Source organism: Rhizorhabdus sp. P4_G5 (genome assembly GCF_056401065.1).
In genome coordinates, this window is the sequence record NZ_JBFUKB010000004.1 from 263,970 (window position 1) to 287,908 (window position 23,939).

Below are 23,939 nucleotides of genomic sequence, written 5' to 3' on the forward strand. Positions count from 1 at the left end.
GGCTCCTGCCAGCTATTCCGCTGCTTGCGGAAGCTGGGATTCCAGAGCCTGACGAAACAGATGCAGTCCCAACTCGTTCTTGCCGAACAGGATTTCAGACTGCGCCGCCGTTTCAAAGCCGCGTTGGATCTGGAAGCTGGCGACGTAGTCTTCCGTTGCCACGAGGTTGGCATTGAAATCGAGCGTTGCGTTGGCCTTGGCCACCGCCTCTTCGGTGTCGAGGCATTCGGTGCGCACGGCGTAGACCAGGCGACTGGTGGAGCGGCCAGGCTCCTTGCTCGGCTGAATGATCTGGAGCCCGATGGCGTTCTGCCAGACGACCACCATGGTGCCCGGGAACATCACGTACTGGAGGTTGATCATGTCTTCTTTCAGCGGTTCCCAGCTTTCCTCCGGCATGTCGCGCAGCTTTTCGATGTGCTGCTGAACGAAGGTGATGAGGATATGGGGGCCGAAGCGATCAAATGTGGTGCAATTCGAAACCATGAAAGGCGCGATGCTGTCACGGTGCAGGGAGGCGAAGTGGTAGCTTTCGAGATGCCCCTCGACCACGAGCTTCCAGTTGGCGGCCTCGACTTCGCGCGTGCCGACAAGGGTGTAGTCTTCGAACCGATTATCGAGTCCCATGTGCACATCGGCGCCTGCCATCCACTCCTCGATATCGATTTCGATGCCGGGGGTGAGGACGGCAAAGACGATGCCGCAGCGTTCGGCGACGGCGATCCGGGTGAGGCCGCGCGTCGCGGTGTCGAAGGAGCCGAAGGTTTTGGCATTGGCAACGCCGATCAGCTTACCCGCATTGTCATAGGTCCAGCCGTGATATGGGCAGGTGAAGCGTGTCTGCCGGCCACTGCACATTTCGGGCGCGACCTGCGCGCCGCGATGACGGCACACGTTCAGGAATGCCTGCAAGCCTTCTGCGGTCCGGGTGATGAGGATGGGAACATCGACAATCGTGACGGACAGGAAGGATCCGACCTCGGGCAATTCGGCCGAGAGCCCGACGACGACCGGCTTGCGCTTGTAGAACTGCTCGATTTCCTCGTCCCACATGTCGCGATCGATGTAGTCCGAGACGGGGACCGACATCAGGCTGTCCGCACTGTCGGTGGTTCCTGCTTCGAGATGGGCAAGGAAGCGCTTGGCGATGGAGACCTGGGTTTTGCGATCCATTACGACTACCTGAGCTGGGAGGGGAGGCGGGCTCGTTCTATTGCTTCGAACGGACGGGCACGTGGAGATAGGCGAGTGCCGCGGATATGTTGCCGGCAGGTTCGACGCCGCTTTCGACAAGTTCATAATCCGAGTTTGCGAGCGTGCCGATCATGGCTTCGAGCTCCATCCTGGACAGATGCTGGCCAAGGCACCGGTGCGGCCCGGCGGCGAATGTGACGCTCCGTGCGCCAGACCGCGTGAAATCCATCTCGGTGGCCGCGCCGAGGAAGGCTGGATCGAAATTGGCCGCCGGCCAGAAGATCAGGGTCGCTTCGCCCTTTGGAAAGCGGAAGCCATCGATCTCGACATCTTCGGCATTATACCGGCCGGTCATCGGCGCGGATGCGAAAACCCGAAGGAATTCGAGCGTTGCGGTACGCACCAGATCGGGGTTGTCGCGCAATTCCTGCCGGCGTTCGGGATTGCGACCTAGATACACCGCAGCGCAGCTGAAGGTGGCCTGGGTGGTATCGAGGCCGCCGATGATGATGTTCAGGACGCAGCGTTCGATATCCTCGGCCGAAAACCGATATCCGTCGAAATCCGTCCTCGCCAGATGGCAGATGAGGCCGGGCCCCTCCGGATCCTGCGCCAGGCGCGCGACTTCTTCGTGCACCTTGCGGCCGAACTGGCTTGCGCCTTCGATACGGCTTTCGACCGAGCCGATGCAGAACGCAGCATTATGGATGGGTAGCGCGTATTCGGACCATTCCTCCTCGGGCAGGCCGAGCAGGCGCATGGTGACCCGCGCAGTGACCGGCTGGGCGAAATCGGCAGCCCAGTCCCACTCGCCGCGCTGACGCAGATCGACCGTGATCCTCTCGATATCGGCGAGCACAGTTTCGCGATAGCGAAGGATGTTCGCCGGTGAGAACCAGGGATTGAGCGCCTTGCGCATCCGTGCGTGCGCTTCACCATCAAGGTCGGTAGGCGCCATGAGCGGCATCACGGTCTTGGGGACGACGCGATAGCCGAATTCGTTGGTGAACAGGTCGGGCCGGTCGGTGACCTTGCGCACCATGTCGTAGCTGGTGACGATGCTGTAGCCATTGTCCCAAGCGGTTGTGCGCAATGCCCGGATCCGGCGCTCGGCCAAGCGCTCGATCACGTTGAAATAATTGTCACGATAGAATTCCGAGTGATGATCGAACGCGTTGAGAAACGCGTCGATCTCTTCCGCATTGGCGCCCGCACGGAACTCCGCCAGCATCGATAGACTCCCAGACGTCGGATGCCGGTCGCGATCGATCGCCCAGAGAGGGAAAGGATCGACGAGTCGACTCGAACAAATTTATCAAGATGGGGTTTAGCCGACTATCTTTACGGTGTAAAGATAGTCATCCGATGAGAGGCCTGAAACAGATAAAATGGACATCCAGTCGCAAACCTATCATCACGGCAACCTACGGCAGGCCCTTGTGCAAGCCGCGCGCGAGATGATCGAGGAGGTCGGGCCGGAAGGTTTTTCCCTGCGCGCGACCGCCAAGCGCGCCGGCGTATCCGCCACTGCGCCGGCGCACCATTTCGCCAACGCGCGTGCGCTTCTGACAGCGGTCGCCGAAGGGGGCTTTTGCGAACTGGGCGCATATATCGACCGCGAACCGCGGGACGACGATCCGGTTGTGGAACTGCATGCTGTGGCGACACGCTATGTCGAGTATGCTGCGCAGCATCCCGGCCTATTTCGACTGATGTTCCGCGAAGGGCTGACGGATCGGACGAGCTCTTCGTTCAGGGAGGCGAGCAAGCAGGCACTCTATCGGGTATCGTTCGCACTGGCCGCGTACCAGGGCATTCCGCTGCGGGCGCAAATGGAATCGTCCCGCCACCCTGTCGTGGTGGGCATGTGGGCCTCGCTGCATGGGCTGGCGCACCTGGCGGTCGAAGGAACGGTGATCTACAGTGCCGACGATAAGGAAGATGAAGCCGGCGTGCGCCTAATAGACATGCTGCCGGCAATCCTGGCAGACCAATGGCCGGCAAAGCCCGCCGCGAACGACCTTTGAACTGACGGGTGCAAGAAATCAGGCTCGCTTGATGTCGGCCGGTATTGCTGCAGCGTAGCGTTCGCGGCCTCGATATTCTGGCTGTCGCCGATCAGGGGATTGGGACCTTCGAGAGCGGCCGAGGCTCAGCCCTCGGCCGAGCGCGCGCAGACTTCCCGCATCAGCGCGGCCAGCCGCAGTTGCTCGGCGCGATCGAGCTCTGCAGCGGCGGCAACACTGACCGAGTAGGTCGCCGCCTCGTGCGGCCTGGTGACGACGATGCCCACCCCGGCCACTCCAGGGGCCACTGAATCGCGGCTGAAGGCATGCCCGTCGGCGCGCGCCTGGGCGATGCGGGCGCGCAGCAGCGCGGGCGTTGCCCGGCCGCGGGCGATCTGGGCAATCTTGCCGGCGTTGGCGGCGAGCAGCGCATCGACTTCGTCGTCCGGCAGCGTGGCGAGGATGGCGAGGCTGCCGGCGCCGACCCCCAGCGGCAGGCGCTGACCGACCACCAGCGGCACCGCGCGGATCACCGACGAGCCCTGCGCCGTCGCGAGGCACACGACGTCCGCGCCCGATCGCGCGACCAGATAGGCGGTGAGCCCCGAGGCGCGGCTGATCGCCTCGATCCGCTGGGTCCACAGGCCGTCCGGCCGGCCCTCCGTCGCAGCCAGCCCCAGTTCGAAGGCCAGCGGCCCGATCACGTAGCGGCGTTGGGCCGGATCGAAATCGAGCAGCCGCTCCTCGACCAGGGCGCGCAGGATGCGGAACGCGGTCGAGCGGCTGAGCCCGGTAGTGCGGGTGATTGCGGCCAGCGGCGCGCCGGCGCGCTGCAACGCCGCCACCGCCCGCAGCACTTCCGCCGCGCGGCCGATGGCCTGGGCGCCGGCCGTGTGACTCGCGCCTGTGGGCTGCAATCCAGACATGGTGTGCCATAATATGGGAAAACGAGTCTTTGACAAGTAAGGAATACGCGATTTAATGTTACCCATTAATCCCATTATGTGGACAACCTTTGGAGAGGCGTCGTCGCGATGGATTTTGCCTGGTCTGGCGACCAGTTGGCGTTCCGCGAGGCGGTGCGCGACTTTCTCGCCCGTGAACTGCCGACCAACTGGGAGGACATCGCGCGGCGCAGCCCCGGCTCGCGCGAGCTGACCGATTTCTCGCGCGCGTTCTGCCCGAAACTGGCCGAGGCCGGGCTGCTGGTGCCGCACTGGCCCCGCGAGCACGGCGGGCGCGACGCGCCGCCGTGGGAGCATTTCATCCTGGGCGAGCTGATGTGGGAGGCGGGCGAGCCGCGCGGCCCGCAATATTACAACGTCAACTGGCTGGGCCCGGCGATCATGGCCTTTGGCAGCGAAGCGCAGAAGCGTCACCATCTGGCGCTGATGAGCGCGGGCAGCGTGGTCTGGTGCCAGGGCTTCTCGGAGCCGTCGGCCGGATCGGACCTGGCTGCGTTGCGCACCCGCGCCGAGCCGGATGGCGACGGGTTCCGGATCAACGGTTCCAAGATCTGGACCTCGTACGCCGCCCTCTCCGATTACTGCTTCCTGCTCGCCCGCGTCCCCGAGGCCGACCCGAAGCGCGGCATCACCGTGTTCCTGCTGCCGATGGACCGCCCGGGGATCACCGTTCGTCCGATCCGCAGCGTCGTCGGTGACGGCGACCTCCACGAAGTGTTCTTCGACGATGTCGAGGTTCGCGCCGACGAGGTGCTCGGCGGGGTCGGTAATGGCTGGAAAGTGGCGCGCTATGCGCTGCATTTCGAGCGCGTCGGTATCCCGCGCTATGCGCTGGCCACGCGCATTCTCGATCGCGCGGTGCGGCTCATGGGCGCGAACGGCGCGCTCGGCGCCTCCGCGCGCGAAAAGGCCGCAGCCGCCCAGGCCGCCTGCGAGGCGGCCCGCAACCTGACCTACGAGGTGATCGACCGGCGCTCCCGCAATCTGCCCCCCGATGGCGGCACCAGCGTCGCGCGCACGGCGACGATCGCGGCGGAAAACGCGGTGGCCGAATTCGTGCTCGATTTTCAGCCGTCGTTGCTGGCCGGGCTGGACGATCCGATGATCGAGACCCACCACCGCCGCGCCATCGCCGCCGGCATCGCCTCGGGCGCCGCGGAAATCCAGCTCAACCTGATCGCCCGCGATGTACTAGGCCTGGGACTAAAAGACTGATGGACCTCGACTTTTCCGAAGATCAGGCGATGCTGCTCGATGCGCTCGACCGCCTGCTGGAGCGGCATGCCGGATTCGATGCCGAGCATGCCGCCTACACCGCGTACCGTGCCGAGCTGCGCGCCGATATCGCCGAGACCGGGTTCCTCGCCATTGCCGGGGAGGAGGGCTTCGGCCCGCTCGACGCCGCGCTGCTGGTCGAGAGGGCAGGGCGACTGGCGTGCAGCGCCGAAGTCGCCGCCAGCGCGCTGGTCGGGCCGCTGCTGGGCGCCGATCCGGGCGATGGCATCGCGATGTGCGAGGGCATCGGCTTGCCGACCCGCTTCCTCACTGTGGCCTCGCTCGCCTGCATCCGCACCGACGCAGGGCTGGTCGTCGCCCCGATCTCGACTGGCGACGTGATCCCGCTCGACACCGTGATCGCCTACCCGGTCGGCATGCTGAACGCCTTGCCCTCCGGCGCACGCCTGCTCGATGCCGATACGGCGTGCGCGGTCGAGCGGCGCTGGCGGCTGGCTGTGGCGGCGGAGGCGGCCGGGGTCATGCGCGGCGCGCTCGATGCGACGGTGGGCTTCGTGAAGGACCGCTGGCAGTTCGGCCAGCCACTCGGCGACTTCCAGGCGGTGCAGCACCGCCTCGCCCGGTGCGAGCAGATCGTCTCGGCGGCCCGCTGGCTGGCGTTGCGCGCCGCGCACAGCCTGATCCCGGCCGACGCGCTGACCGCGCTCACCTACATCCAGCAGAACGTCCGCACGGTGATTTACGATTGCCACCAGTTCACCGGCGCGATGGGGCTCACCCTCGAGTATCCGTTGCACCTCTGGACCTACCGGCTCAAGCTGCTCCAAGGTGAGCTGGGCGGCTGGACGGCGCAGGCGCGCGATCTGGCCGACGCACTATGGGACGACGCTGGCAACCGGCTGGGCGCGGCACGACCGGCGGGAGGATGACGATGGCCGAACCTCGGCTCAACGCGGTGGTGCGGCCGGTGCTTGACCGGCTGGTCGCAGAAGGGCGCGAGATCGGGGTCCGGGTGGCCGCATGGCTTGGCGAGGAGCAGGTGGTCGACTGCTGGGCCGGCCTTGCCGATCCGACCACCGGCCGCACCGTCGACGGCGACACGCTGTGATCACGCACGATGCTCCGGATTGACGAAGGGCAAGACATGACCGCGATTCCACCCCTGCAGGACCTCGACGATCGCAGCTTCGACCCGTTCTTCGCCGACGAAATGGTGATCGGCGATTTCGATGATCCCTATCCGCTGATCCACGATCTGATGGGGAAGGGCTCGGTCCACGAGGTCAACTATCCCACCCTGTTCGACTGCGGCACCGACCCCACCCTGGCGCCGTTTCCACACTATACCGTCACAGGCTACGACGCCGTCGTCGAAGTGCTGCGCACGCCCGAGGTGTTCACCCAACAGGCGCTGGCCAAGAACCTGGGGATCAGCTTCGGGGCGAGCGTGAGCACGATGGACGGCGCCCAGCATGCCCGCTTCCGCCGCATCTTCCAGAAGGCGTTCCTGCCGCAATATGTGGCGCTGTGGGGCGAAAAGCTGGTCGATCCGGTGGTCTCGCGGCTGCTCGATCCGATCGTCGCGCGCGGCCATGGCGATCTCATCCAGGAATTCACGCTGCATTTCCCGTTCCAGGTGATCTTCTCGATGATGCAGCTGCCGGAAAGCGACATGGCGCTGTTCCACAAGCTGGCGGTCGCGCAGACCAGCTTCGTCGCCAGCGTCGAGAACGCGGTGGACGCCAGCAACAAGCTCGGCGCCTATATCGCCGATCTCGTCGCGGAGCGGCGGCGCAAGCCTGGCGAGGACATCGTCAGCGTTATGTCGCAGGTGGAGATCGATGGCGATCGCCTGCCCGACGAGGTGATCATCTCGTTCTTCCGCCAGCTGCTCAACGCCGGCGGCGACACCACCTACCGCGGCACCAGCGTGCTGCTGACCGGACTGTTGACCAACCCGGAGCAGTTCGCCGCGGTCCGCGAGGACGCCAAGCTGATCCCGCGGGCGATCGAGGAGGGGCTGCGCTGGAACCCGCCCGTCTCGCTCACCTTCCGCTGGACCGCCCGCGACACCGTGCTGGCGGGGGTGGAGATTCCGGGCGGAGCGGTGATCGACGTGTCGATCGGCTCGGCCAACCGCGATCCGGCGCATTTCCCCGATCCCGACCGCTACGACATCTTCCGTGCCAATTCCGACCGCCACCTCGCCTTCGCGCAAGGCCCGCACCTGTGCATCGGCCAGCACCTCGGCCGGCTGGAGATGGGTCGGGCGCTGAAGGCAGTGATCGCGCGCATGCCGAACGCGCGGCTCGACCCCGCGATGCCGCCGCCGGCGATCCGCGGCATCTGGCTGCGGGTGCCCAAACACCTCCACATCCGCTGCGACTGACCCCTCGCCCTTTGCCGGAGCCGCCCGATGAAATTCGCCTTCACCCTGCCCAACATGACCCGCCTGAAGAACGTCGCCCACGAGTGGGAGGCCGACGTCACCGGCGCCATCCAGACCCGGATGCTCAAGCGGGTCGAGGCGCTGGGCTACGACATGGTGCTGGTACCCGAGCACCTCGTCGTCCCCAGCAGCCATGTGGAACTGTCCGGCTCGCACTATTTCCACGCCGCCGCCGCCCAGGGCTATTACCTCGGCGCGACCGAGCGGATGCGCATCGGCACCTCGATCACCATCCTGCCGCTGCACCACCCGATCACCATCGCCAAAGCGCTGTCGACGATCGACTGGCTGAGCGGCGGGCGCACCAACGTGACCTTTGCTGCCGGCTGGCTGAAGGAGGAGTTCGACGCGCTCGGGGTGCCGTTCCACAAGCGCGGGCGGATCATGGACGAATACCTCGCCGCGATCATCGAGCTGTGGACCAAGCCGATCGCCAGCTTCGAGGGCGAATTCGTGTCGTTCCGCGATGTCGTGTGCGACCCGCAGGGCGCGCAGGCGCCGCACATCCCGATCTGGCTGGGAGGCGATTCGGATCCGGCACTGCGGCGGCTGGCGCGCTTCGCCACCGGCTGGGTGCCGTTCCTGACCCAGCCCGACGAACTGCCCGCGCGGCTGGATTTTATCCGCTCGCTGCCGGAGTTCCGGGGAGGCGACTTCGACGTCATGTACATGCTGGCCGTCACGTTCATCGGCGAGGGCCATGTCGAGGGCGCGGCGCCGGTCGGCAAGGAGATCTTCTCCGCGCAGGAGATGATCGACAAGATGGGCTGGCTGCAGCGCAACGGCGTCACCATCGCCGCGCATCCCATTCCGCCGGTCGAGGATGCCGAGGCTTATGCCGACTACGCGCAATGGTTCATGGAAGACATCGCGCCGCATTTCGCCTGACGCACGCCGATAGCAACCGGCGGCAGAGCCGCAGCCCACGGGAGGCCCTTTATGACCCTCACTGCCGACGACGCCATCGCCATCCAGATGCTGGTGGCGCGCTATAGCCACGCGGCCAGCGCCGGCGATGCCGCGGACGTCGCCGCGACATTCGCGGAGGACGGCGTCCTCACCGGCTTCGCGCCAATGCTCGGCCAGCCCGACCCCGACACCGTCGGTCGCGCGGCGATCCGCGCGATGTTCGAGGGCTTCCTGCCCGCCATCGGCTTCATCCACCAGCTCTCCCAGCTTTCCGGGCTGGAGGCGACCGCCGATGGAGCGCGCGGCAATGTGATGGTGATCGAGAACGTGCAGTGGCGCGGTCGACCGGCGGTGACGGTGAACTGCCGATATGCCGATCAATATGTGCGCACCGTCGAGGGCTGGCGCTTCCGCCACCGCGTGCTGACCCCGATCTCGGTGACCGACGCCGGCGAGGTGCAGAGCTTTGCCGGCTGACACCGCCGCTGGCGCTGCCGGCCGCTGGGACTACATCATCGTCGGCGCCGGTTCCGCCGGGTGCGTGCTGGCCGAGCGGCTGACTGCCGATCCTGCGACAAATGTGCTGCTGATCGAGGAAGGGCCGCCGGCCGATGGCATGATGATCCGCATGCCGCTGGGCTTCGCCCGTGTCCTCGCCAACCCGGCGCGCGCGTCCTGCGCCGTTTCCGCGCACGACCGCGGGGATCCGGCCGCCTCGCCGGATTTGTGGATGCGCGGCAAGCTGCTGGCGGATCGAGCGCGGTCAACGGTCGCCGGCCTGAACAATTGCGGTGAATTCGTGTTCCGCATCTTGTGACGGAAAAAGCCGCCGGCGCACGCAAACAGCACCGCTGGGCTCGCGAGCCAGGCGGGGTTGCGCTACATCACGCATACCGTCTCAAATCTCGACGACTGGAACTGCTGGAGCCGGTAGATTAAGCTTGGGCTCGGCCCTCCGATGGACGGCCCTTGCTGACGGTTTACGGTTCGAAGATCACCGGCACCTCGACGAACCCCGCCAGGAACTCCGCATAGGATCGCTTGCAGCCCGCTTCGTCGATGCGATAGCGGGGCGCGGCGCGCAGCACCTCCTGCACCATGATCGTTCCGAACGCCGGCCCGAGATGCGCGCCGAGGCAATAATGTCCGCCAATTCCGAATGACATGTCGCGCCGCTGCTTGCGATGCATGTCGTAGCTATCCGCGCGCTCGAAATGCTTTTCGTCGCGGTTGGCCGAGGCGTAGATCATCAGGATTTTCTGTCCCGCCTTGATATGGCGGCCGGACAATTCGAAATCCTTGGCGGCGACCCGGGCCAGCATGTTGGTAGGCTGGTCCAGCCGGCAGGTTTCGAGGAAAGCGGCGCGCGCGAGGGCGGGGTCGCGGATCACGGCCTCGCGCTGGTCGGGATGCCGCGCCAGGTAGTAGAGCGTGCCGGCGGTGGCCATGGGCGTCGTTTCCGCCCCGGTTATCAGCAGCACGAACAGATCGCCCATCAGTTGCTCGTCAGTCGTGGGCTGCCCGTCGATGGTGCCCTCCAGCAACCTCCTGCTCTGCCCGGTGGCTTTCGACGGATCGGCGCGCAACTGGGCGACCCAGTCCGCCAGATAGCCGAAAAGATGGCCCGCCGCCTCCTGGTTCAGCGCCGCGGTGGCACCCGACTGCCCTTTCTCGCGGAACATCATCTGCTGGAGCCATCGGCTGATGGTCTCGGCGTCGGACATCGGCAGACCGAGATTGTGCATGGAATTCCGGCACATGACCGGACGCGCATAATCGTTGTGCGCGTCCATTCGGCCCTGCTTCAACAGCGGATCGAGGACCGACCGCGCCAGCGCGCGCGCGCGATCCTGCTCGGCGCGGATGGCCGCCGGTCCATATTGCGGGGCGACCAGCTGCCGCCACTTGCGGTGAACGGGCGCATTGGCGGTTGCAAAGCTGGCGGGCGACGGCTCGTTCAGCAGTACCTGCCCCGGCGAGCCGCCCTGCGAGAAGTCGAGCACATCCTCGCGCAGGCTGGCCTCCATCACATCGTCGAACCGCGCAATGGCCCAGGCGTCGTACTTCGGGATGTAGTGTGGCCCACCTTCGGCCCGCATCGCCGCATAGAGCGGCATGGGGTCGGTCATCGCCTCGTCGGAATAGGGATCGTAGTCGACAGTCACTTCGGCCCTCAGCGTGTAGATCGCGCTTGTGCAATGCTCTCCGCATAGGCGCACCGACGCTCCGGAATACGTCCCCCAGGATTAGGTTTCGCGCCTGCCGATTTCGCCAAGGTACGTCAGCGATCTTAGGTGCGGGTCGTCGTCATCCGGGGCGCGGGCGTCGATTTCTGTGCCGGCGTGGATATTGCGAGCGGTCCGCCCCCGATCCAGGCCGACGAAATGGACTACGATCCCGCCGACCACCGCGACCATGCCTCTGTCACGCGTCGACCATTCCGGTCGCCTTTTGCATATGGAAGCCACGATAACCGGCTGCGGTCACCTCGTCACAGGCTTTCCCATAGCCACCCAGACCGGCGAGGTAGAACATGAAAACCCTTGGCTTGCCGGGGATATTGGCCCCTATCGCCCAGGAATCGGCCTTGGGGTAGAGCGTGTAGCTCGCCACCATATTCACATGATCGACCCATTCGGACTGCGCTTCGGGCGACGCGTCGATCGTGGCGTATCCGTTCTGGCGCGCATGTTCGATGCAGGACGCCACCCAGCGAACCTGCTGCTCGATCGCCAGGGGAGTATTCACGATGATGGACGGGCTCTGCGCGCCATCGAGGGTGAACATGTTGGGGAAACCGGCTACGCTGAGACCGAGATAGGTACGCGGCCCGTTCTGCCAGGCGTCCTGCATCGTCACGCCGTCGCGCCCGGTAATGCGGATCTTGAGCACGGCCCCCGTCACGGCGTCGAAACCGGTGGCGAGCACGATATCGTCGAAGGGATAGGTCTCTCCGCCGGCCACGATCCCCTCTTCGGAAAAGCGCTCGATCGGGTTCTTCCGGGCGTCGACCAGCTTCACATGCGGCAGGTTGAAGCTTTCATAGTAATTGACGTCGAGACACGGGCGCTTCGCGCCGAGGGGATAGTCCTGTGACGTCAAGGCCGCCGCGGTCTTCGGGTCTTTCACCTTTTCGCGGATCTTGCGCTTCACGAAATTGGCGGCCTCGGCGTTGGCGGCCTCATCGATGAGAATGTCGCTGAAGGACATGAGGAAGCCGAAACCGCCCATGATCCAGCGGCGCTCGAATTCCGCCTCGCGTTCCTCGGCAGAGACCTCGAACACCTTCTTGGGGTTGGGCGACAACACCATGCCGCCGGCAGAGGCATAACGGACATCGCGGTCCGCCGGGAAACGGGCATGGGCGGCGGCCTGATCGTCCGGGCTCATCACCTGGTTGGTGACGGGCATGCTGTAGGCCGGTGTCCGCTGGAAAACGGTGAGTTGGGCGGCTTCCTGGGCGATCATCGGCGTGCATTGGATGCCGGAGGAACCCGTACCGATCACGGCCACTTTGCGGCCCGAAAAATCCACCTTTTCGTGCGGCCAGCGGGCCGTATGCAGGATGCGGCCCTTGAAGCTGTCCAGGCCTTCGAATTGCGGGGTGTTGACCGCAGTGAGCGGGCCGACTGCCAGCAGCAGCCAGGTAGCGGACAGCGTTTCGCCATTGTCGCAACCTACCCGCCAGGCATTGGCGGCTTCGTCGAAGCTGGCGGATTCGACGCGCGTATTCAAAGTGATGTCGCGGCGCAGATCTAGCCGATCTGCCACATAGGCCAGATATTTCTGGATCACCGGCCCTTCGGAATAGCGCTCCGGCCAGTTCCAGCCGGCTTCCAGCTCCTCCGAAAACTGGTACTGGTAGTCCAGACTTTCGACGTCGCAGCGCAGGCCCGGATAACGATTCCAGTACCAGGCCCCGCCGACATCGGAACCGGTCTCGATCAGCCGGGCCCTGAGACCGTTTTCTCGCAGCCTGTGCAGCATGTAGAGGCCGGCGAAACCGGCTCCGACGATGATGGCATCCGTTTTCTCACCCATGTGCTTCTTGCCTCGCTTGATGTGTGTGCCGATGCTTGTTCGCGCCGCATTCCAGTTTGGCGCAAGCCGGGTTGCCGCGCGCGGAGAGTCTATGGCGGTCAGCCCTTGACGGGCCATTCCAGTTGCAGGGCCAATACGCTGGAGACCATGCCGGTCGCCATCATCGGGGTGGTTCCGGGCTTGATGGAAAACTTCGGGATGCGCCTTAGCCATTCTTCCAGAAAAATCCGCAGTTCCCGCCGCGCCAGAGACGCGCCGACGCAGGTGTGCGGGCCGGAATCGAAACTGTTGTGATGCCGGACGTTGCTGCGTGAGAAATCGACGACCAGCGCATGCGGAAATCGCGCTTCATCGAGGCCGACAAAGACGTTGGCGACCAGCACCATGTCACCCTTGCGGATAGGCGCGCCGCGCCAGTCCATGTCGTGGCTGGCGACGCGGCCGCTGTTGGCGATGGGATAGCGGCGGAGTAGCTCCTCCACCACAAGCTTCATGAACTCATCGTCATCCAGAGACTCGACGATCTGTTCCCGATCCTTCGGGTTCATCGCCAGATGGCGGATGACGAAGCCGAGCATGGCGGCCACCGTGTCGAGCCCCGCCAGCGTCACCGTGCCGGACATGGTGAGCGCATCCCTGAAGCAAATCCTTTCGCCACCGATGTCCGTATTGACCATCAGGCTGATCAGGTCATTGCCGGGCTTTTCGCGCCGCGCGGTGACGATGGGTGTCAGATAATCGAGAATCTCTTTCCAGGCGATCACCCGTTCTTCTGCGGAAGCGCCGCGGGTCAGCGCTTCGGCCATCGGCAGCAACGTGACCCGATCGGCGCGGGGAAGGTCGACCAGGTCCAAGAACACGAGAATCGGGAAGACCTTGCCGAATTCTTCCACGAAATCGCACTCGCCCCGCTCCGCGAAGGTCTCGATCAGTTGCACCGTGATCCCGCGCACCTTGTCTTCCATCTGCGCCATCACCTGCGGCAGGAAGGCGCGGGTGAGCGGACGGCGCAGGAACTCATGTTCGGGCGGGTCGGACATCATCGGCAGGCTGCGGCCGCCCATGTCGAAATTCGGGATGCTTTGCTGCGAACGGTCGAAGTTTTCGGTGTCGTTCTGGATTGCGCGGATGTCTTCCGGCCTAGTCACGACCCAGTGCCCGCCATGGCGCGGCGTCCAGAAGATATCGCCCGAATCGCGAAAGGCCATGAAGGCGGCCTGAGGGTCTTTGGCGTTGGTCAGCGGCAGATTGTAGAGGTCGAGATCGACGACCATGTCCGCGGGGATATGGGCTGGGACGGCGGTGCCCCCCACTTGTTGCGCCATGTCCGGCTCCTCTGACTCACATTTTCCTTGATTTCGATACTAACCAGTATCATTGGATGCGCAACTCAGAATCGCGAGGGATGTGATGGGTAATCTTTCTGCCGAAGCAGGCCATCCGTTCGGCACGGCCGGGGAGTTGCTTGCCAGGCATCAGGATTTTTCGGATCCCTATCCGCTGCTGGGCTGGCTGAGGGACAATGAACCCGTCGCCCCGGCGGGGGATATGCGCTTCGTCACCCGTTATGACGATGTCGTCGCGGTCTATCGCGATGAACGCTTCAGCCGTGCGCGCCAGGCGGAAGCCGAAATCAACGCCAATACCGGCGATATCGGGAATGACCAGGATCTGGAGAACGCGCGCCGGGCGTTTACCTCCATGCTGATCCACATGGACGAGCCCGATCACAGGCGGATGCGCAATATCCTCGAAGGCGCCTTCAAGCCGAGCAGCGTGGTTGCGTGGATCCCGCGGGTAAAGGCGATCACACATGAGCTGATCGACAGGGTGCGGGACAAGCCGCGATTCGACGTCCTGAAAGACCTGGCCTTTCCGCTGCCGGAAAAGGTCATGTGCGAATTGATGGGCGTGCCGCACGAAGACCACGCCCTGTGGGGAGCGTGGACGGATGCGATCGTCCGGGCGCCTCGCACCTATGCGCCGAGCGCGGAACAGATCGCCAAGATCCGCGATGCGCAGCGCAATTTCTATTACTACTTCCGCGATCTGGTGCGGCAGCGCTCGAAGAACCTGTCCGACGATCTGGTTTCGGTCCTGATCCGCGCGGAGAACGAGGGCGACAAGCTGAGCGAGCTGGAAGTGCTCGGCACGCTGCAACTGCTGATCATGGCGGGCCATGAAACGACCGCGAGCCTGGTGGTGAACGGCACCTACCTCCTGCTCAAGCACCCGGACCAGTATCGCCTGCTGCGCGAAGACCCGGAACTGGTGCGCGCGGCGGTGGAAGAGATGCTGCGCTACGAAAGCCCTTCGCACTGGTCCTTGCCGCGCGAGGCACTTGTCGATGTGCCCATGGGCGATGATGTGATTCCGGCCGGGGCCCCGGTGGTCGCCGCGCTCAATTCCGCCAACCGCGATCCCACCCGCTTCGCGCAAGCGGACCGGTTCGACATCACCCGCAAGAACAATTTCCACATTGCCTTCGCCGCGGGGCCGCATTTCTGTCTGGGCAACCAGCTGGCCCGGCAGGAAGCCTGCATCATGTTCAAGGCGATGGTCACGCGCTTGCCCGAACTGCACCTGGCCGAAGAGCCGGAACTGAAGGACAGCTTCGTCAGGAGTTACGAATCCCTGATCGTCACTCAGGGCTGACGGGTAGATGGGAGTGGGCACCGCCAGGGGGCTGTGCCAGACAAGGCCCGCAGCGAAAGATCGCGGGAGAGATACATGACCGGAAGCATCCCGTCCGCGGTGGATGTGGTGGTGGTGGGCAGCGGCGCAGCCGCTCTGGCTGGCGCGATCACCGCCGCGGATGCTGGCCTGTCAGTCCTGATCCTGGAAAAGACCGACAAATGGGGCGGCACGACGGCCTGTTCCGGCGGTGGCATGTGGGTGCCCAATCACCCGTTGATGGCCGAAAACGGCATGGCGGACAGCCGCGAGGAATCGTGGGATTATCTGACACATGCGGTAGGCGATTGCGGTCCGCCGACAGCACCCGAGCGCATGGCGGCCTTCATTGATGCCGGCCCCGAGATGGTTGCCCATTTCGGCGATCTGGGGATGCGCTGGGAATTCACCTATTACCCCGATTATTATCCGCAATTACCGGGCGCCAAGGTGGGCCGGGGCCTCGCTTGTCCGATCATCGACGGGAGCGGGCTGGGCGGGGACCTCAAGACCCTGCGGCAGCAGGATCATCCCATTCCGCTGGTGTTCGAACGGCACGAATTTCTGGCCCTGCTCGCACCCTTTCGCAAGCTCGGCCATTTGTGGACGCTGGCCCGGATCTTCGCGCGCACGCTGCGCTGGAAGCTCTCTGGCCGGACGGCCCTGCTGGCCGGGCGTGCCACCATGGGCGAACTGATGCGGCTGGCCCGAAAGAGCGGTGCCGACCTGCTGCTGGAGGCCGATGTCGAGGCGTTCGAACGCCATGACGGGCGGGTGGATAGCGTGCTCTTTCGTCACAACGGGCGGCATGTCCGCGTGCAGGCGCGCAAGGCCGTGCTGGTGGCGGCAGGAGGCTATTCTCGCAATGATGCCTTCCGTCGCCGTTATCAGCCGATGGGCGGAGAATTCACCACCACCGCCCCTGGCGATACCGGCCAACCGATCGAGGCGGCGATGGCATTGGGCGCGGACACGGCGCTCATGGAGGAAGGCTGGTGGATGCCGGTGGTTCGGCTGCCGGATGGCACCAATTCCCTGACGCTCACGGAACGGTCGCTGCCGCACAGCCTGATCGTCGATCAGCATGCGCAGCGCTACCTGAACGAGGCGCAACCCTATTGCGATTGCGGCCGCGCGATGCTGGACCATGCCGGCACCGAGGCCAGTTGGCTGATCATGGATAGCCGGCACCGGGACAATTACGCCTTTACCTATCTCGGGGCGCGCCAGATGCCGCGGGATTGGCTGGACGGCGGGTTCATGATCAAGGCTGCCAGCCTGCGCGAACTGGCCGGAAAGACCCGGCTGGATGCCGCCGCGCTTTCCGCCACGATCGACCGCTTCAACGGTTTTGCCCGCAAGGGCGTGGACGAGGACTACCAGCGCGGCGGCAATCGGTTCGACAATGGCTGGGGCGATCCCTTCCATGGCCCCAATCCCAATCTCGGCACGCTTGAGAAACCGCCCTTCTATGCCATACGCATCTGGCCCGGGGACCTGGGAACCAAGGGCGGCTTGCTGACGGATGGCGATGGCCGCGTGATGGATCGCGACGGCAATCCGATCGCCGGACTTTACGCCGCGGGCAATTCCGCCGCCAGCGTGATGGGAAGATGTTATCCCGGACCCGGCGGAACGCTTGGACCGGCGATGGTCTATGCATGGCGGGCGATGCGCCATGCCGCTGGAGAACAGGGCGAGGTGGCATCATGATCGACGCGGCTGATTTTGCGGAACTGCAGCAAGTGGTGTGGCTCTACACCCATGCGATCGACGATCGTCGCTTTTCCCGCGCGAACGAAGTGTTCACCGAGGACGCAACGGTCGATTTCAGCGACGTGGGCGGAGGTATCTGTATCGGCCTGCCGGCGATCAAGGAGTTCTGGCGCAAGACCCTGAGCACCGAGGTGATCCACCTCGCCTCCAATATCGTGGCCGATCTGCGGGAGGATGGGACGGTCGACATGCTGTCGCGCGCGCTGGTCAGCACCGTGGGCGGCGCCATCAGCAATGTCGCCTACACCGATATCGCCTGCCGTACGGACAAGGGCTGGCGCATTCGTCACCGCCATATCGCCGTGCGCGTCAACGCGCCCACCGTTCCGGAAAGCTGAGTTCGAAAAAGGCCTTCAGTCGTCTCCCGCGCCGATCATCGCCTCGGTTATGCCGGCGCCCTGCATGAAGATCCGGTAGACGTCTTCCGCCCATTCGGCGCTGTCCGGCTCGGTCGAACCCAGCAGCTTCAGGAAGCCGCCGACGGACATGCTCATGAGGATCAGAGCTTCGCGGTGCGCCTGTTCGCGGGAAATGCTGCCCGCGCAAATCCCGTAGAAATAGTCGGCCACCGGCCGGTAGATATTGAGCGTGTCCTCCAGCATGGTGTTGGCGATTTCGGGAAAGGAGCGGCATTCCGCAATTGCCATCTGGAGCGATCCGAAATCGGTTTCGCCGCTGGCCTGCTGGCACTGGCGGATGATGGCGAGGATGGTTTTCCTCGGGGACTCGCCCTTGTCGACAATGGCCTGGAAGCTGTTCAGCAACTCCCGCGCGCCGCGCTGAGTAGCCTCGAGGAACAAATTCTCCTTGCCGCCGATCTGGCGGTAGATGGTCATCTTGCTGATGCGGCAATTGCGGGCGATGCGATCGAGATTTGCCGCGGCGAAGCCATGCGTGGTGAATTCGTCCATGGCAGTGTCGAGCAACAGATCGCGACGTCGCGCGGCTTCGGTCGCGCTCACGCGCCCGGGCCGAATGCGGGCTAATGTCGGAGATCCATCACTCATAGGTCAGGATGGACCTTAGGGTGTACCGCATGGATTTAACAGGGGCGGGAGAGGCTTTGCGGCCTGAGGGCGGCCCGGATCCTCTCCCACGACAACCGTGGCTCAGACGGCGATGGGCCTGAGCAGCGCCTCGGTGCCGCCATCGGTGAAGAGGATCTGCCCGAGGAGGTAGTTCCCCTCCAACTCCGCCAGGAAGGCCACCGCCTCGGCGACTTCATCGGCCTCGCCGAAGCGGCCGACGGCGTTCGGCTGATAGGTGGCGAGCATCCGCCGCCCCTCTTCGCTGGAGAAGACGATGTCGTTCATCGGGGTGTTGATCACGCCCGGCGCGATCGCATTGAGGAGAATGCCGGAACCGGCCCATTCCGGCGAAACGGCCGCGCGGCGCAGCCACTGCCCGAGCGCGCGTTTGCCCGAGCAGTAACAGACATTTGCATCGGCCGTCAGGCTTGCGAGCACCGTCTGCTCGTCCTTTTCCAGCAGATCGGTGATCAACCCCTCGTCCATGCTCGGCAGCAGCATCGCCGTGGAGCAGAAGGTGATGGCGCGCGGCGCCGGGGAACGGGCGAGGAGGGGGCGCAACCCCTCGAGCGTGGCAATCGCGCCGTAATAGTTGATCGCGATCATGGCGTGCGGCTGCGGTACGCTAGCAATCGCCGCGGAAGCCACGACGGCATCGATTCCCTGGGGAGATGCGCGCTCGACCGCCTCGATCATCGCGGCGCGCCCGTCCGGCGTGCTCAGGTCGGCGACGATGTCATCCGCTCCACCCTCGCGACGATCGACCCCGATCACCCGGTGCCCCCGCCGACGGAACCGCTCCGCGGTCGCCTTGCCGATCCCCGATGCCGAACCGGTCACGACCATGGTCTTGCTCATCAAACTACCCTCGACGCTGCCCGCCCTGGTGGGCTCAAACGCGGTCGCCTTGCCACGCGGGAGCATCGCGCGCGTCGTCCGAATGCATGTGCGCGCTTTGCGCAAATCCTTATAGGCAAGTCTTAGGCAGCAGAGGCCTTTGACGATCATGACCGATCCTTTGAACCAACTTGTGGACCATGTGGCGATTTGCGAACTCAAGGCGCGTTATTTCCGCGCGGTCGACACCAAGGACTGGGACACGTTCGAGACGCTTTTTGCGGATGATGCCGTGCTGAGCGCGCCGGATGACGGGCCGGGCCTCGTTTTTTCCGGCCGTGCGGCGGTCAGGGCCGGCGTCTCCTCCTCGCTCGAGGGAGTTGCGACGATCCACTTCGGCCACATGCCGCAGATCGGCTTCGACGGGCCGGACGAGGCGCATGGCGTCTGGGCGATGGAGGACGAGCTGTTCTTCGACGACGCGCCGGCATCCCCGATCGCCTATCTTCACGGCTACGGCCATTATCACGAGCGCTATGTACGGATCGAGGATGCGTGGAAGTTCCGCAGCGTCGAATTGCGCCGGCTGCGGGTAGAGACCCGCCCGCGCTGAGCGGTCTCGCCATCTCGCCCGGCAAGACGACGCAAGCTGTTTGCCGGGCCTGCACCTATCCCGGCAACTGCAGGCAGGGACGAGGGGTGGCATCGTTAACGGAATTTCCCAGCACCAGAGCACATTAGGCGGCCCGTCCAGCTTGGCGAGTCGCCACGGGCCTCGCCTATCCGGCGGAGGCCAAGCGTGCGCGTCGCGATCCGAAGGCGGCATGCTGGTCGAGGCCACTGTCGATGTAACGCCCGGCGGGCCGGCACAGCGACGGAATTGGGAGGCAACGGGGCGAAGCCCTTGTCGACGCGCCCGCGAGGCGGGATCACCCAGGCGCCGGACGCGCCGATATCATGGGCCCCAGCGCGAAATAGGCGTCGCTGTCCATCGCCGGGCCGGGCGCCGAACGGTTGTAGAACCGGTCCATGTCCTGCGGCGTGGTGCGTTGCAGGGATTCGCCATCGAGCCGCATGAAGGCCATCATGACCTTGAGCGCGCGTGCCGTCGCCGGACGTTTGTCGATCTCCGACCGCCATCGCATCAGATGCCTGAAATCGTCCGGCGCAAAGCCGTGCCGTTCCATGTAGGCGGTCCAGGGATACATCGCGATGTCTGCGATCGAATAGCTCGCGCCGGCCAGATAGGCGTTGTCCGCAAGCTGCCCGTCGATCCGCTCATAGACGAACCGCGCCTGGTCGCGATACCGGCCGTAGGCATAGCCGTCCTTCTCGGCGGGCAGTCCCTGGAAATGGTTCATCTGCCCCAGCATGGGCCCGGCGAGTGCCATCTGGACCGCGAGCCAGGTCAGCACCTGCCAACGGCTTGGGTCATGCGCTTCCCGCGGCAGGAGGGCAGGGGCGTAGTTTTCGGCAAGGTAGATGAGAATGGCGCCGCTCTCGAACAACGCGCGGCCCGCCAGAGGCCCGTTCGGATCGATGATCACCGGAACCTTGGCCAAGGGGTTCAGCTTCAGGAAGTCGTTCCTGTGGTTTCCGCCGCACATCACCGGGACATGCTCCGTCCGGTATGGCAGGCTGGCCTCTTCGAGCATCAGGGCGATCTTGAAGACGTTGGGACTGAACATCCCGTGTAGCGTGATCATCGGCCCTTCCTCGATGACGGGACGAAGCGTCGCCGCTTCGCCACCGGCAGGTCAGTCCTTGTGGACGACCTCATGCTGCATCCGGCCAGCCAGAAAGGCCGGCCAGTCCGGGAAGACCGCGCGGTCGACGAGCTCGATATAAGGCCCGTCCTTCATTTCATGATAGGCGAACCCCATCATCGCGCCGTCGTGCTGCGCGCAGGCGATCTTCGGGCAGCCCCGCGCTTCCAGATCGGCTGAAGCGGCAGCGAGATCGTCGACCCAGTAGCCCAGATGATGCAGCGGCCGTCCCTCGGCCGGCGTCCAGAAAGTGCCGGGCAGCGTTTTCACCAGTTCGATGCACGGCTGCTGCTGGGAATAGATCGCATGGGAATGCAGTTCCATCTCGCCATGGTCGCGGGTCCAGATCTGCACCGTGACGTTGATGAGCGGAGACCATGTCACCCCCATCTGCCGGCCGTAGCGATCCATCGCCGCGTCGAAGTCATCGACGACGATGCCGATATGGTAGAGGTCTGCCTGATTGAGCATCGTGGTCCCGCTCCTGTCGGTTTTCAAAGTTGAATCCAGGGAAAATGCCGCAGAGGCATCGTCTCGATGGACTAAGCCTCGAGCCGCCGGATGGCCGCAAGATCACCGACAGCCTCAGCTTCGTTCGGACTGGCCGGATGCTTGTTCCGCGTGGCGAGAAACAGTGTTCTCGGCCCGACGAGCAACGGCCGCCTGATGCAATCGGTCAACGGCGGGATCGCCGGCTGACCCACGAAATGTCTGCGCGAGGAATTTTGAAGATGGCCTGACGGTAAACCGGCGTTCCGACAGTCTGAGTCAAAAAAACACCTGATCCGCAAGCCAGGAAGAACCATGGTGCCGCCGAAGCATCAGATCCCAAGCCCCCTCCGACCGCTACGCCCAGCACGAACCGTCAACGCCGAAAAAATAGGTTCTTCGATCCGTCCAATTTCAAACTGAGACACTACCAGGGAATCCATTACCTTGTTATGCAACAAAGCCGGTGATAAGTCTTGCTATCCATGGCTCGCGGTGACGCTGAGGCCAAGTGATGATGCGCGCCCAATAGGCGCCGTTACATGCTATTCAGTCAGAAAGAGCGTGATCCGGTTGCCAGCCAAGCGCGATCGAAATTCTTTCGGCAGTCTCTTTTAATTCCGCCGTCGCTTCCTCAATCGAAACCAGTTGCGAGCCGTCAATCAGTTCAAGGAACGGCACGGTCAACGCCGCCAGCAACTCTCCGCCAAACCCGAATATCGGGAAGCTGATATCGGTAACTCCGCGCGTGACCGGGCTTTCTCGCAAGTTATGACCGCGCGCGCGGACCTCTTTCAGGCGCCGCATCAGCGACGTTTGCCCGATCGGTTCTTTCCGCAGTGCCGCAGCGCGACTAATCATTTGCTCGCTGGTCTCTTCTGACACGAAAGCTAGCAGCACGTTGCCCGAGCAGGCTCGTATGAGATCAATCGAAGCGCCTACACGCAGAGCAAAGCCGCGCGTTCCAGGATTTTCCTCGCGCGCTATTACCAGACCTTCGGCAGCCTGCGCCACCACCAGGTGGCACGACTGGCCGATTGCCGCAGCCAAAGACTGCATCTCAGGCTGCGCGGTTACAACGAGCTTGCGCGCGGGCGTGGCGCGATAAGCGACATCCAGGAATTTATAGGTGACGGTGTAGCGGTCGTTGACTTTCGACTTTTGAAGATATCCAGCCTCTTCTAGCACGACCACGATGCGGAACAACTCTCCCAGCGACCGACCCAGCTCTGCGGCCATCTCGCTTGCCAGCAAACCTTGCGGATTGTTGGCAAGCAACTCGATTATAAGAAAGGCCTTGTCGAGCGCGGGAGCCTTGTAGCTTCCCTTTCGATTGACCGTGGCGCTGTCCAGCTTTGGCATATTTTCCCACATCACTCCTGTGACAGCCGGTCTAACGATAATCGACCGCCCACGGAAGGCCCCAACCGGCCGTGGCCCGAACGATACGATGCGCGCGGCGGGATTTAGATTGTCACGACCGCCTTTAGCACAGTTTCGTGTTCCGCCAGCAGGGCGGGGAAGCCCTCTGCCAGATCTGCGAGCTTCGCGCGATGCGTCAGAATCTGGTCCGTCGGGATAGTGCCGTTGCGGATAGATTCGATGACCTGCTCGAAATCTGCGTGTAAAGCGTTCCGGCTGGCGAGCAGTGTAGTCTCCCGCTTGTGAAACTCGGGGTCGGCGAATGTCAGATTGTCGAGGCACAGCCCCACGAGAACATATGTGCCCGCGTGGGCGACGTGGGCCAGACCGGCATTCATGGCCGCCGCGCTGCCGGTGGCGTCGAAAACATAATCGAACATTTCGCCGTTGGTGATTTGTGCAAGTTCGGCCGACGCATCGGGGCCCGCTATGACGCATGAATCAAAACCGAAGCTTTCGGTTGCCTTGGAAAGCCGGGTCGCGCTTCTGTCGAGCAATGTGACGGAGCCGGCTCTGGCGATACGGGCAAACATCGCGCAGCCAATACCTATTGGGCCAGCACCGGTGACCAGAACGCGCGCGCCTCCCGCGACTTGCGCGCGGCGGACTGCATGGGCTCCTATGGCGAGAAACTCTACCATGGCTGCCTGATCGAGCGTGAGCCCGGGGGCGGGGATTACCGCTGCGGCGGGTACGGCAAGATATTCCGTCATGCCGCCGTCAGCGTGAACGCCCAATACGCTCACACGCATGCAGCAGTTGGGTCGCTCGCGCTGGCAGGCAACGCATTCACCGCAGGGGAGATAGGGGTTGACCGTGACAATCTCATTTACCCTTAGCCCACTTTCAAAAGGGGTTTCTATAACTTCCGCGGCCAGTTCGTGGCCGATCAGTCGCGGGTAGGAAAAGAAGGGCTGGTTGCCGGTGAATATGTGAAAGTCGGTGCCGCAAACGCCCACACGGCGAATGCGCAGCAATACCTCTCCCGGCCCTGCCTTGGGATTTTCCCGCTCTTCGATGCGAACCTCGTTCGGTCCGACGCATACTAGTGCCTTCATATGGTCCTCACGTTCCAATAGTCGCTGGATTTTGTGGCGCCGGAAGCTTGCCTTGGGCGCGCGCATACAGATGCTTGCAACCTTACTATC

24 protein-coding genes and 1 pseudogene are annotated in these 23,939 nt (G+C 64.1%); 12 read left to right on the plus strand and 13 right to left on the minus strand.

What is annotated here, in order from left to right; translation table 11 throughout:
- Positions 1-12 precede the first annotated feature (12 nt).
- Together AC1DQK_RS09485 and AC1DQK_RS09490 are read right to left on the minus strand one after the other, a co-directional pair.
- Entirely contained in the window at positions 13-1,173 is a 1,161-nt protein-coding gene (locus tag AC1DQK_RS09485) for an aromatic ring-hydroxylating oxygenase subunit alpha (RefSeq protein WP_477869764.1), read from the minus strand.
- A 37-nt stretch (positions 1,174-1,210) separates the two neighbouring features.
- Entirely contained in the window at positions 1,211-2,425 is a 1,215-nt protein-coding gene (locus tag AC1DQK_RS09490) for a cytochrome P450 (RefSeq protein ID WP_477869766.1), read from the minus strand.
- A gap of 157 nt (positions 2,426-2,582) precedes the next feature.
- On the opposite strand from AC1DQK_RS09490, the gene AC1DQK_RS09495 reads away from it, so the two are divergent.
- Positions 2,583-3,221, plus strand: a complete 639-nt coding sequence (locus tag AC1DQK_RS09495; RefSeq protein ID WP_477869768.1) for a TetR/AcrR family transcriptional regulator — start codon at positions 2,583-2,585, stop codon at positions 3,219-3,221.
- Positions 3,222-3,346: 125 nt separating this feature from the next.
- Here AC1DQK_RS09495 and AC1DQK_RS09500 read toward each other — a convergent pair whose 3' ends face one another.
- Positions 3,347-4,126 (minus strand): IclR family transcriptional regulator, encoded by a 780-nt coding sequence (locus AC1DQK_RS09500; RefSeq protein WP_477869770.1) that lies wholly within the window; start codon positions 4,124-4,126, stop codon positions 3,347-3,349.
- A 108-nt stretch (positions 4,127-4,234) separates the two neighbouring features.
- Between AC1DQK_RS09500 and AC1DQK_RS09505 the strand changes: the two genes are divergently transcribed.
- The 7 genes and pseudogenes from AC1DQK_RS09505 to AC1DQK_RS09535 form a co-directional block, all read left to right on the plus strand.
- The gene (locus AC1DQK_RS09505; protein WP_477869772.1) at positions 4,235-5,380 is read left to right on the plus strand and encodes an acyl-CoA dehydrogenase family protein; all 1,146 of its coding nucleotides are present in this window, start codon (positions 4,235-4,237) and stop codon (positions 5,378-5,380) included.
- Positions 5,380-6,330 carry an acyl-CoA dehydrogenase family protein gene (locus AC1DQK_RS09510; RefSeq protein ID WP_477869774.1) on the plus strand — a complete coding sequence of 317 codons (951 nt, stop codon included), beginning with the start codon at positions 5,380-5,382 and terminating at the stop codon, positions 6,328-6,330. Before AC1DQK_RS09505 ends, AC1DQK_RS09510 begins: the two co-directional genes overlap by 1 nt.
- Positions 6,331-6,332: 2 nt before the next feature.
- A complete protein-coding gene (locus AC1DQK_RS09515; protein ID WP_477869776.1) occupies positions 6,333-6,509 on the plus strand; it encodes a hypothetical protein in 177 nt (58 codons plus the stop codon).
- A gap of 36 nt (positions 6,510-6,545) precedes the next feature.
- Entirely contained in the window at positions 6,546-7,790 is a 1,245-nt protein-coding gene (locus AC1DQK_RS09520) for a cytochrome P450 (RefSeq protein ID WP_477869778.1), read from the plus strand.
- A 27-nt stretch (positions 7,791-7,817) separates the two neighbouring features.
- On the plus strand, positions 7,818-8,738 hold the full coding sequence (locus AC1DQK_RS09525) for a TIGR03619 family F420-dependent LLM class oxidoreductase (RefSeq protein WP_477869780.1): 921 nt from the start codon (positions 7,818-7,820) through the stop codon (positions 8,736-8,738).
- A gap of 51 nt (positions 8,739-8,789) precedes the next feature.
- Positions 8,790-9,236 carry a nuclear transport factor 2 family protein gene (locus AC1DQK_RS09530; RefSeq protein ID WP_477869782.1) on the plus strand — a complete coding sequence of 149 codons (447 nt, stop codon included), beginning with the start codon at positions 8,790-8,792 and terminating at the stop codon, positions 9,234-9,236.
- Positions 9,226-9,361: pseudogene (locus AC1DQK_RS09535) on the plus strand (lycopene cyclase family protein); the annotation flags it as partial. The gene AC1DQK_RS09530 and the pseudogene AC1DQK_RS09535, both read left to right, overlap by 11 nt.
- Before the next feature lie 378 nt (positions 9,362-9,739).
- Here AC1DQK_RS09535 and AC1DQK_RS09540 read toward each other — a convergent pair.
- The 4 genes from AC1DQK_RS09540 to AC1DQK_RS09555 form a co-directional block, all read right to left on the minus strand.
- Positions 9,740-10,924, minus strand: a complete 1,185-nt coding sequence (locus AC1DQK_RS09540) for a cytochrome P450 (RefSeq protein ID WP_477869784.1) — start codon at positions 10,922-10,924, stop codon at positions 9,740-9,742.
- Between the two features lie 81 nt (positions 10,925-11,005).
- On the minus strand, positions 11,006-11,176 hold the full coding sequence (locus tag AC1DQK_RS09545; RefSeq protein WP_477869786.1) for a hypothetical protein: 171 nt from the start codon (positions 11,174-11,176) through the stop codon (positions 11,006-11,008).
- Positions 11,177-11,183: 7 nt separating this feature from the next.
- The gene (locus AC1DQK_RS09550; protein WP_477869788.1) at positions 11,184-12,800 is read right to left on the minus strand and encodes a flavin-containing monooxygenase; all 1,617 of its coding nucleotides are present in this window, start codon (positions 12,798-12,800) and stop codon (positions 11,184-11,186) included.
- Positions 12,801-12,898: 98 nt separating this feature from the next.
- Positions 12,899-14,074 carry a cytochrome P450 gene (locus AC1DQK_RS09555; protein WP_477869790.1) on the minus strand — a complete coding sequence of 392 codons (1,176 nt, stop codon included), beginning with the start codon at positions 14,072-14,074 and terminating at the stop codon, positions 12,899-12,901.
- 136 nt (positions 14,075-14,210) lie between these two features.
- Here AC1DQK_RS09555 and AC1DQK_RS09560 point away from each other — a divergent pair, with 136 nt between their 5' ends.
- The 3 genes from AC1DQK_RS09560 to AC1DQK_RS09570 all read left to right on the plus strand — a co-directional run bounded on the left by AC1DQK_RS09560 (position 14,211) and on the right by AC1DQK_RS09570 (position 17,587).
- Positions 14,211-15,455: a cytochrome P450 gene (locus AC1DQK_RS09560; RefSeq protein WP_477869791.1), complete on the plus strand. Its 1,245-nt coding sequence runs from the start codon at positions 14,211-14,213 to the stop codon at positions 15,453-15,455.
- Between the two features lie 75 nt (positions 15,456-15,530).
- Positions 15,531-17,186: an FAD-binding protein gene (locus AC1DQK_RS09565; RefSeq protein WP_477869793.1), complete on the plus strand. Its 1,656-nt coding sequence runs from the start codon at positions 15,531-15,533 to the stop codon at positions 17,184-17,186.
- The gene (locus AC1DQK_RS09570) at positions 17,183-17,587 is read left to right on the plus strand and encodes a nuclear transport factor 2 family protein (RefSeq protein ID WP_477869795.1); all 405 of its coding nucleotides are present in this window, start codon (positions 17,183-17,185) and stop codon (positions 17,585-17,587) included. The genes AC1DQK_RS09565 and AC1DQK_RS09570 overlap by 4 nt, the downstream gene beginning before the upstream one ends.
- A 15-nt stretch (positions 17,588-17,602) precedes the next feature.
- Here the strand turns inward: AC1DQK_RS09570 and AC1DQK_RS09575 are convergent, their stop codons facing one another.
- Complete coding sequence (locus AC1DQK_RS09575; protein ID WP_477869797.1) at positions 17,603-18,256, minus strand: TetR/AcrR family transcriptional regulator; 654 nt, start codon at positions 18,254-18,256, stop codon at positions 17,603-17,605.
- A gap of 102 nt (positions 18,257-18,358) precedes the next feature.
- The gene (locus tag AC1DQK_RS09580) at positions 18,359-19,123 is read right to left on the minus strand and encodes an SDR family oxidoreductase (protein ID WP_477869799.1); all 765 of its coding nucleotides are present in this window, start codon (positions 19,121-19,123) and stop codon (positions 18,359-18,361) included.
- Between the two features lie 160 nt (positions 19,124-19,283).
- Between AC1DQK_RS09580 and AC1DQK_RS09585 the strand changes: the two genes are divergently transcribed.
- Positions 19,284-19,727, plus strand: a complete 444-nt coding sequence (locus AC1DQK_RS09585) for a nuclear transport factor 2 family protein (protein ID WP_477869801.1) — start codon at positions 19,284-19,286, stop codon at positions 19,725-19,727.
- Between the two features lie 316 nt (positions 19,728-20,043).
- On the opposite strand, the gene AC1DQK_RS09590 is transcribed toward AC1DQK_RS09585, so the two are convergent.
- From AC1DQK_RS09590 to AC1DQK_RS09605, 4 genes are all read right to left on the minus strand, one after another.
- Positions 20,044-20,820: a glutathione S-transferase family protein gene (locus tag AC1DQK_RS09590; protein WP_477869802.1), complete on the minus strand. Its 777-nt coding sequence runs from the start codon at positions 20,818-20,820 to the stop codon at positions 20,044-20,046.
- Positions 20,821-20,871: 51 nt separating this feature from the next.
- A complete protein-coding gene (locus AC1DQK_RS09595; protein WP_477869804.1) occupies positions 20,872-21,351 on the minus strand; it encodes a VOC family protein in 480 nt (159 codons plus the stop codon).
- A gap of 567 nt (positions 21,352-21,918) precedes the next feature.
- Positions 21,919-22,743, minus strand: coding sequence for an IclR family transcriptional regulator (locus AC1DQK_RS09600; protein WP_477869806.1), 825 nt, complete (start codon positions 22,741-22,743; stop codon positions 21,919-21,921).
- A 92-nt stretch (positions 22,744-22,835) separates the two neighbouring features.
- Positions 22,836-23,915 (minus strand): zinc-binding alcohol dehydrogenase family protein, encoded by a 1,080-nt coding sequence (locus AC1DQK_RS09605; RefSeq protein ID WP_477869808.1) that lies wholly within the window; start codon positions 23,913-23,915, stop codon positions 22,836-22,838.
- Positions 23,916-23,939 lie beyond the last annotated feature (24 nt).

What these genes read in the sequence shown, in the direction of transcription:
- AC1DQK_RS09485 (WP_477869764.1), bottom strand. Translation starts at nt 1,173, where the DNA reads ATGGATCGCAAAACCCAGGTCTCCATCGCCAAGCGCTTCCTTGCCCAT.
- AC1DQK_RS09490 (WP_477869766.1), bottom strand. Translation starts at nt 2,425, where the DNA reads ATGCTGGCGGAGTTCCGTGCGGGCGCCAATGCGGAAGAGATCGACGCG.
- AC1DQK_RS09495 (WP_477869768.1), top strand. Translation starts at nt 2,583, where the DNA reads ATGGACATCCAGTCGCAAACCTATCATCACGGCAACCTACGGCAGGCC.
- AC1DQK_RS09500 (WP_477869770.1), bottom strand. Translation starts at nt 4,126, where the DNA reads ATGTCTGGATTGCAGCCCACAGGCGCGAGTCACACGGCCGGCGCCCAG.
- AC1DQK_RS09505 (WP_477869772.1), top strand. Translation starts at nt 4,235, where the DNA reads ATGGATTTTGCCTGGTCTGGCGACCAGTTGGCGTTCCGCGAGGCGGTG.
- AC1DQK_RS09510 (WP_477869774.1), top strand. Translation starts at nt 5,380, where the DNA reads ATGGACCTCGACTTTTCCGAAGATCAGGCGATGCTGCTCGATGCGCTC.
- AC1DQK_RS09515 (WP_477869776.1), top strand. Translation starts at nt 6,333, where the DNA reads ATGGCCGAACCTCGGCTCAACGCGGTGGTGCGGCCGGTGCTTGACCGG.
- AC1DQK_RS09520 (WP_477869778.1), top strand. Translation starts at nt 6,546, where the DNA reads ATGACCGCGATTCCACCCCTGCAGGACCTCGACGATCGCAGCTTCGAC.
- AC1DQK_RS09525 (WP_477869780.1), top strand. Translation starts at nt 7,818, where the DNA reads ATGAAATTCGCCTTCACCCTGCCCAACATGACCCGCCTGAAGAACGTC.
- AC1DQK_RS09530 (WP_477869782.1), top strand. Translation starts at nt 8,790, where the DNA reads ATGACCCTCACTGCCGACGACGCCATCGCCATCCAGATGCTGGTGGCG.
- AC1DQK_RS09545 (WP_477869786.1), bottom strand. Translation starts at nt 11,176, where the DNA reads ATGGTCGCGGTGGTCGGCGGGATCGTAGTCCATTTCGTCGGCCTGGAT.
- AC1DQK_RS09550 (WP_477869788.1), bottom strand. Translation starts at nt 12,800, where the DNA reads ATGGGTGAGAAAACGGATGCCATCATCGTCGGAGCCGGTTTCGCCGGC.
- AC1DQK_RS09555 (WP_477869790.1), bottom strand. Translation starts at nt 14,074, where the DNA reads ATGGTCGTCGATCTCGACCTCTACAATCTGCCGCTGACCAACGCCAAA.
- AC1DQK_RS09560 (WP_477869791.1), top strand. Translation starts at nt 14,211, where the DNA reads ATGGGTAATCTTTCTGCCGAAGCAGGCCATCCGTTCGGCACGGCCGGG.
- AC1DQK_RS09565 (WP_477869793.1), top strand. Translation starts at nt 15,531, where the DNA reads ATGACCGGAAGCATCCCGTCCGCGGTGGATGTGGTGGTGGTGGGCAGC.
- AC1DQK_RS09570 (WP_477869795.1), top strand. Translation starts at nt 17,183, where the DNA reads ATGATCGACGCGGCTGATTTTGCGGAACTGCAGCAAGTGGTGTGGCTC.
- AC1DQK_RS09575 (WP_477869797.1), bottom strand. Translation starts at nt 18,256, where the DNA reads ATGAGTGATGGATCTCCGACATTAGCCCGCATTCGGCCCGGGCGCGTG.
- AC1DQK_RS09580 (WP_477869799.1), bottom strand. Translation starts at nt 19,123, where the DNA reads ATGGTCGTGACCGGTTCGGCATCGGGGATCGGCAAGGCGACCGCGGAG.
- AC1DQK_RS09585 (WP_477869801.1), top strand. Translation starts at nt 19,284, where the DNA reads ATGACCGATCCTTTGAACCAACTTGTGGACCATGTGGCGATTTGCGAA.
- AC1DQK_RS09590 (WP_477869802.1), bottom strand. Translation starts at nt 20,820, where the DNA reads ATGATCACGCTACACGGGATGTTCAGTCCCAACGTCTTCAAGATCGCC.
- AC1DQK_RS09595 (WP_477869804.1), bottom strand. Translation starts at nt 21,351, where the DNA reads ATGCTCAATCAGGCAGACCTCTACCATATCGGCATCGTCGTCGATGAC.
- AC1DQK_RS09600 (WP_477869806.1), bottom strand. Translation starts at nt 22,743, where the DNA reads ATGTGGGAAAATATGCCAAAGCTGGACAGCGCCACGGTCAATCGAAAG.
- AC1DQK_RS09605 (WP_477869808.1), bottom strand. Translation starts at nt 23,915, where the DNA reads ATGCGCGCGCCCAAGGCAAGCTTCCGGCGCCACAAAATCCAGCGACTA.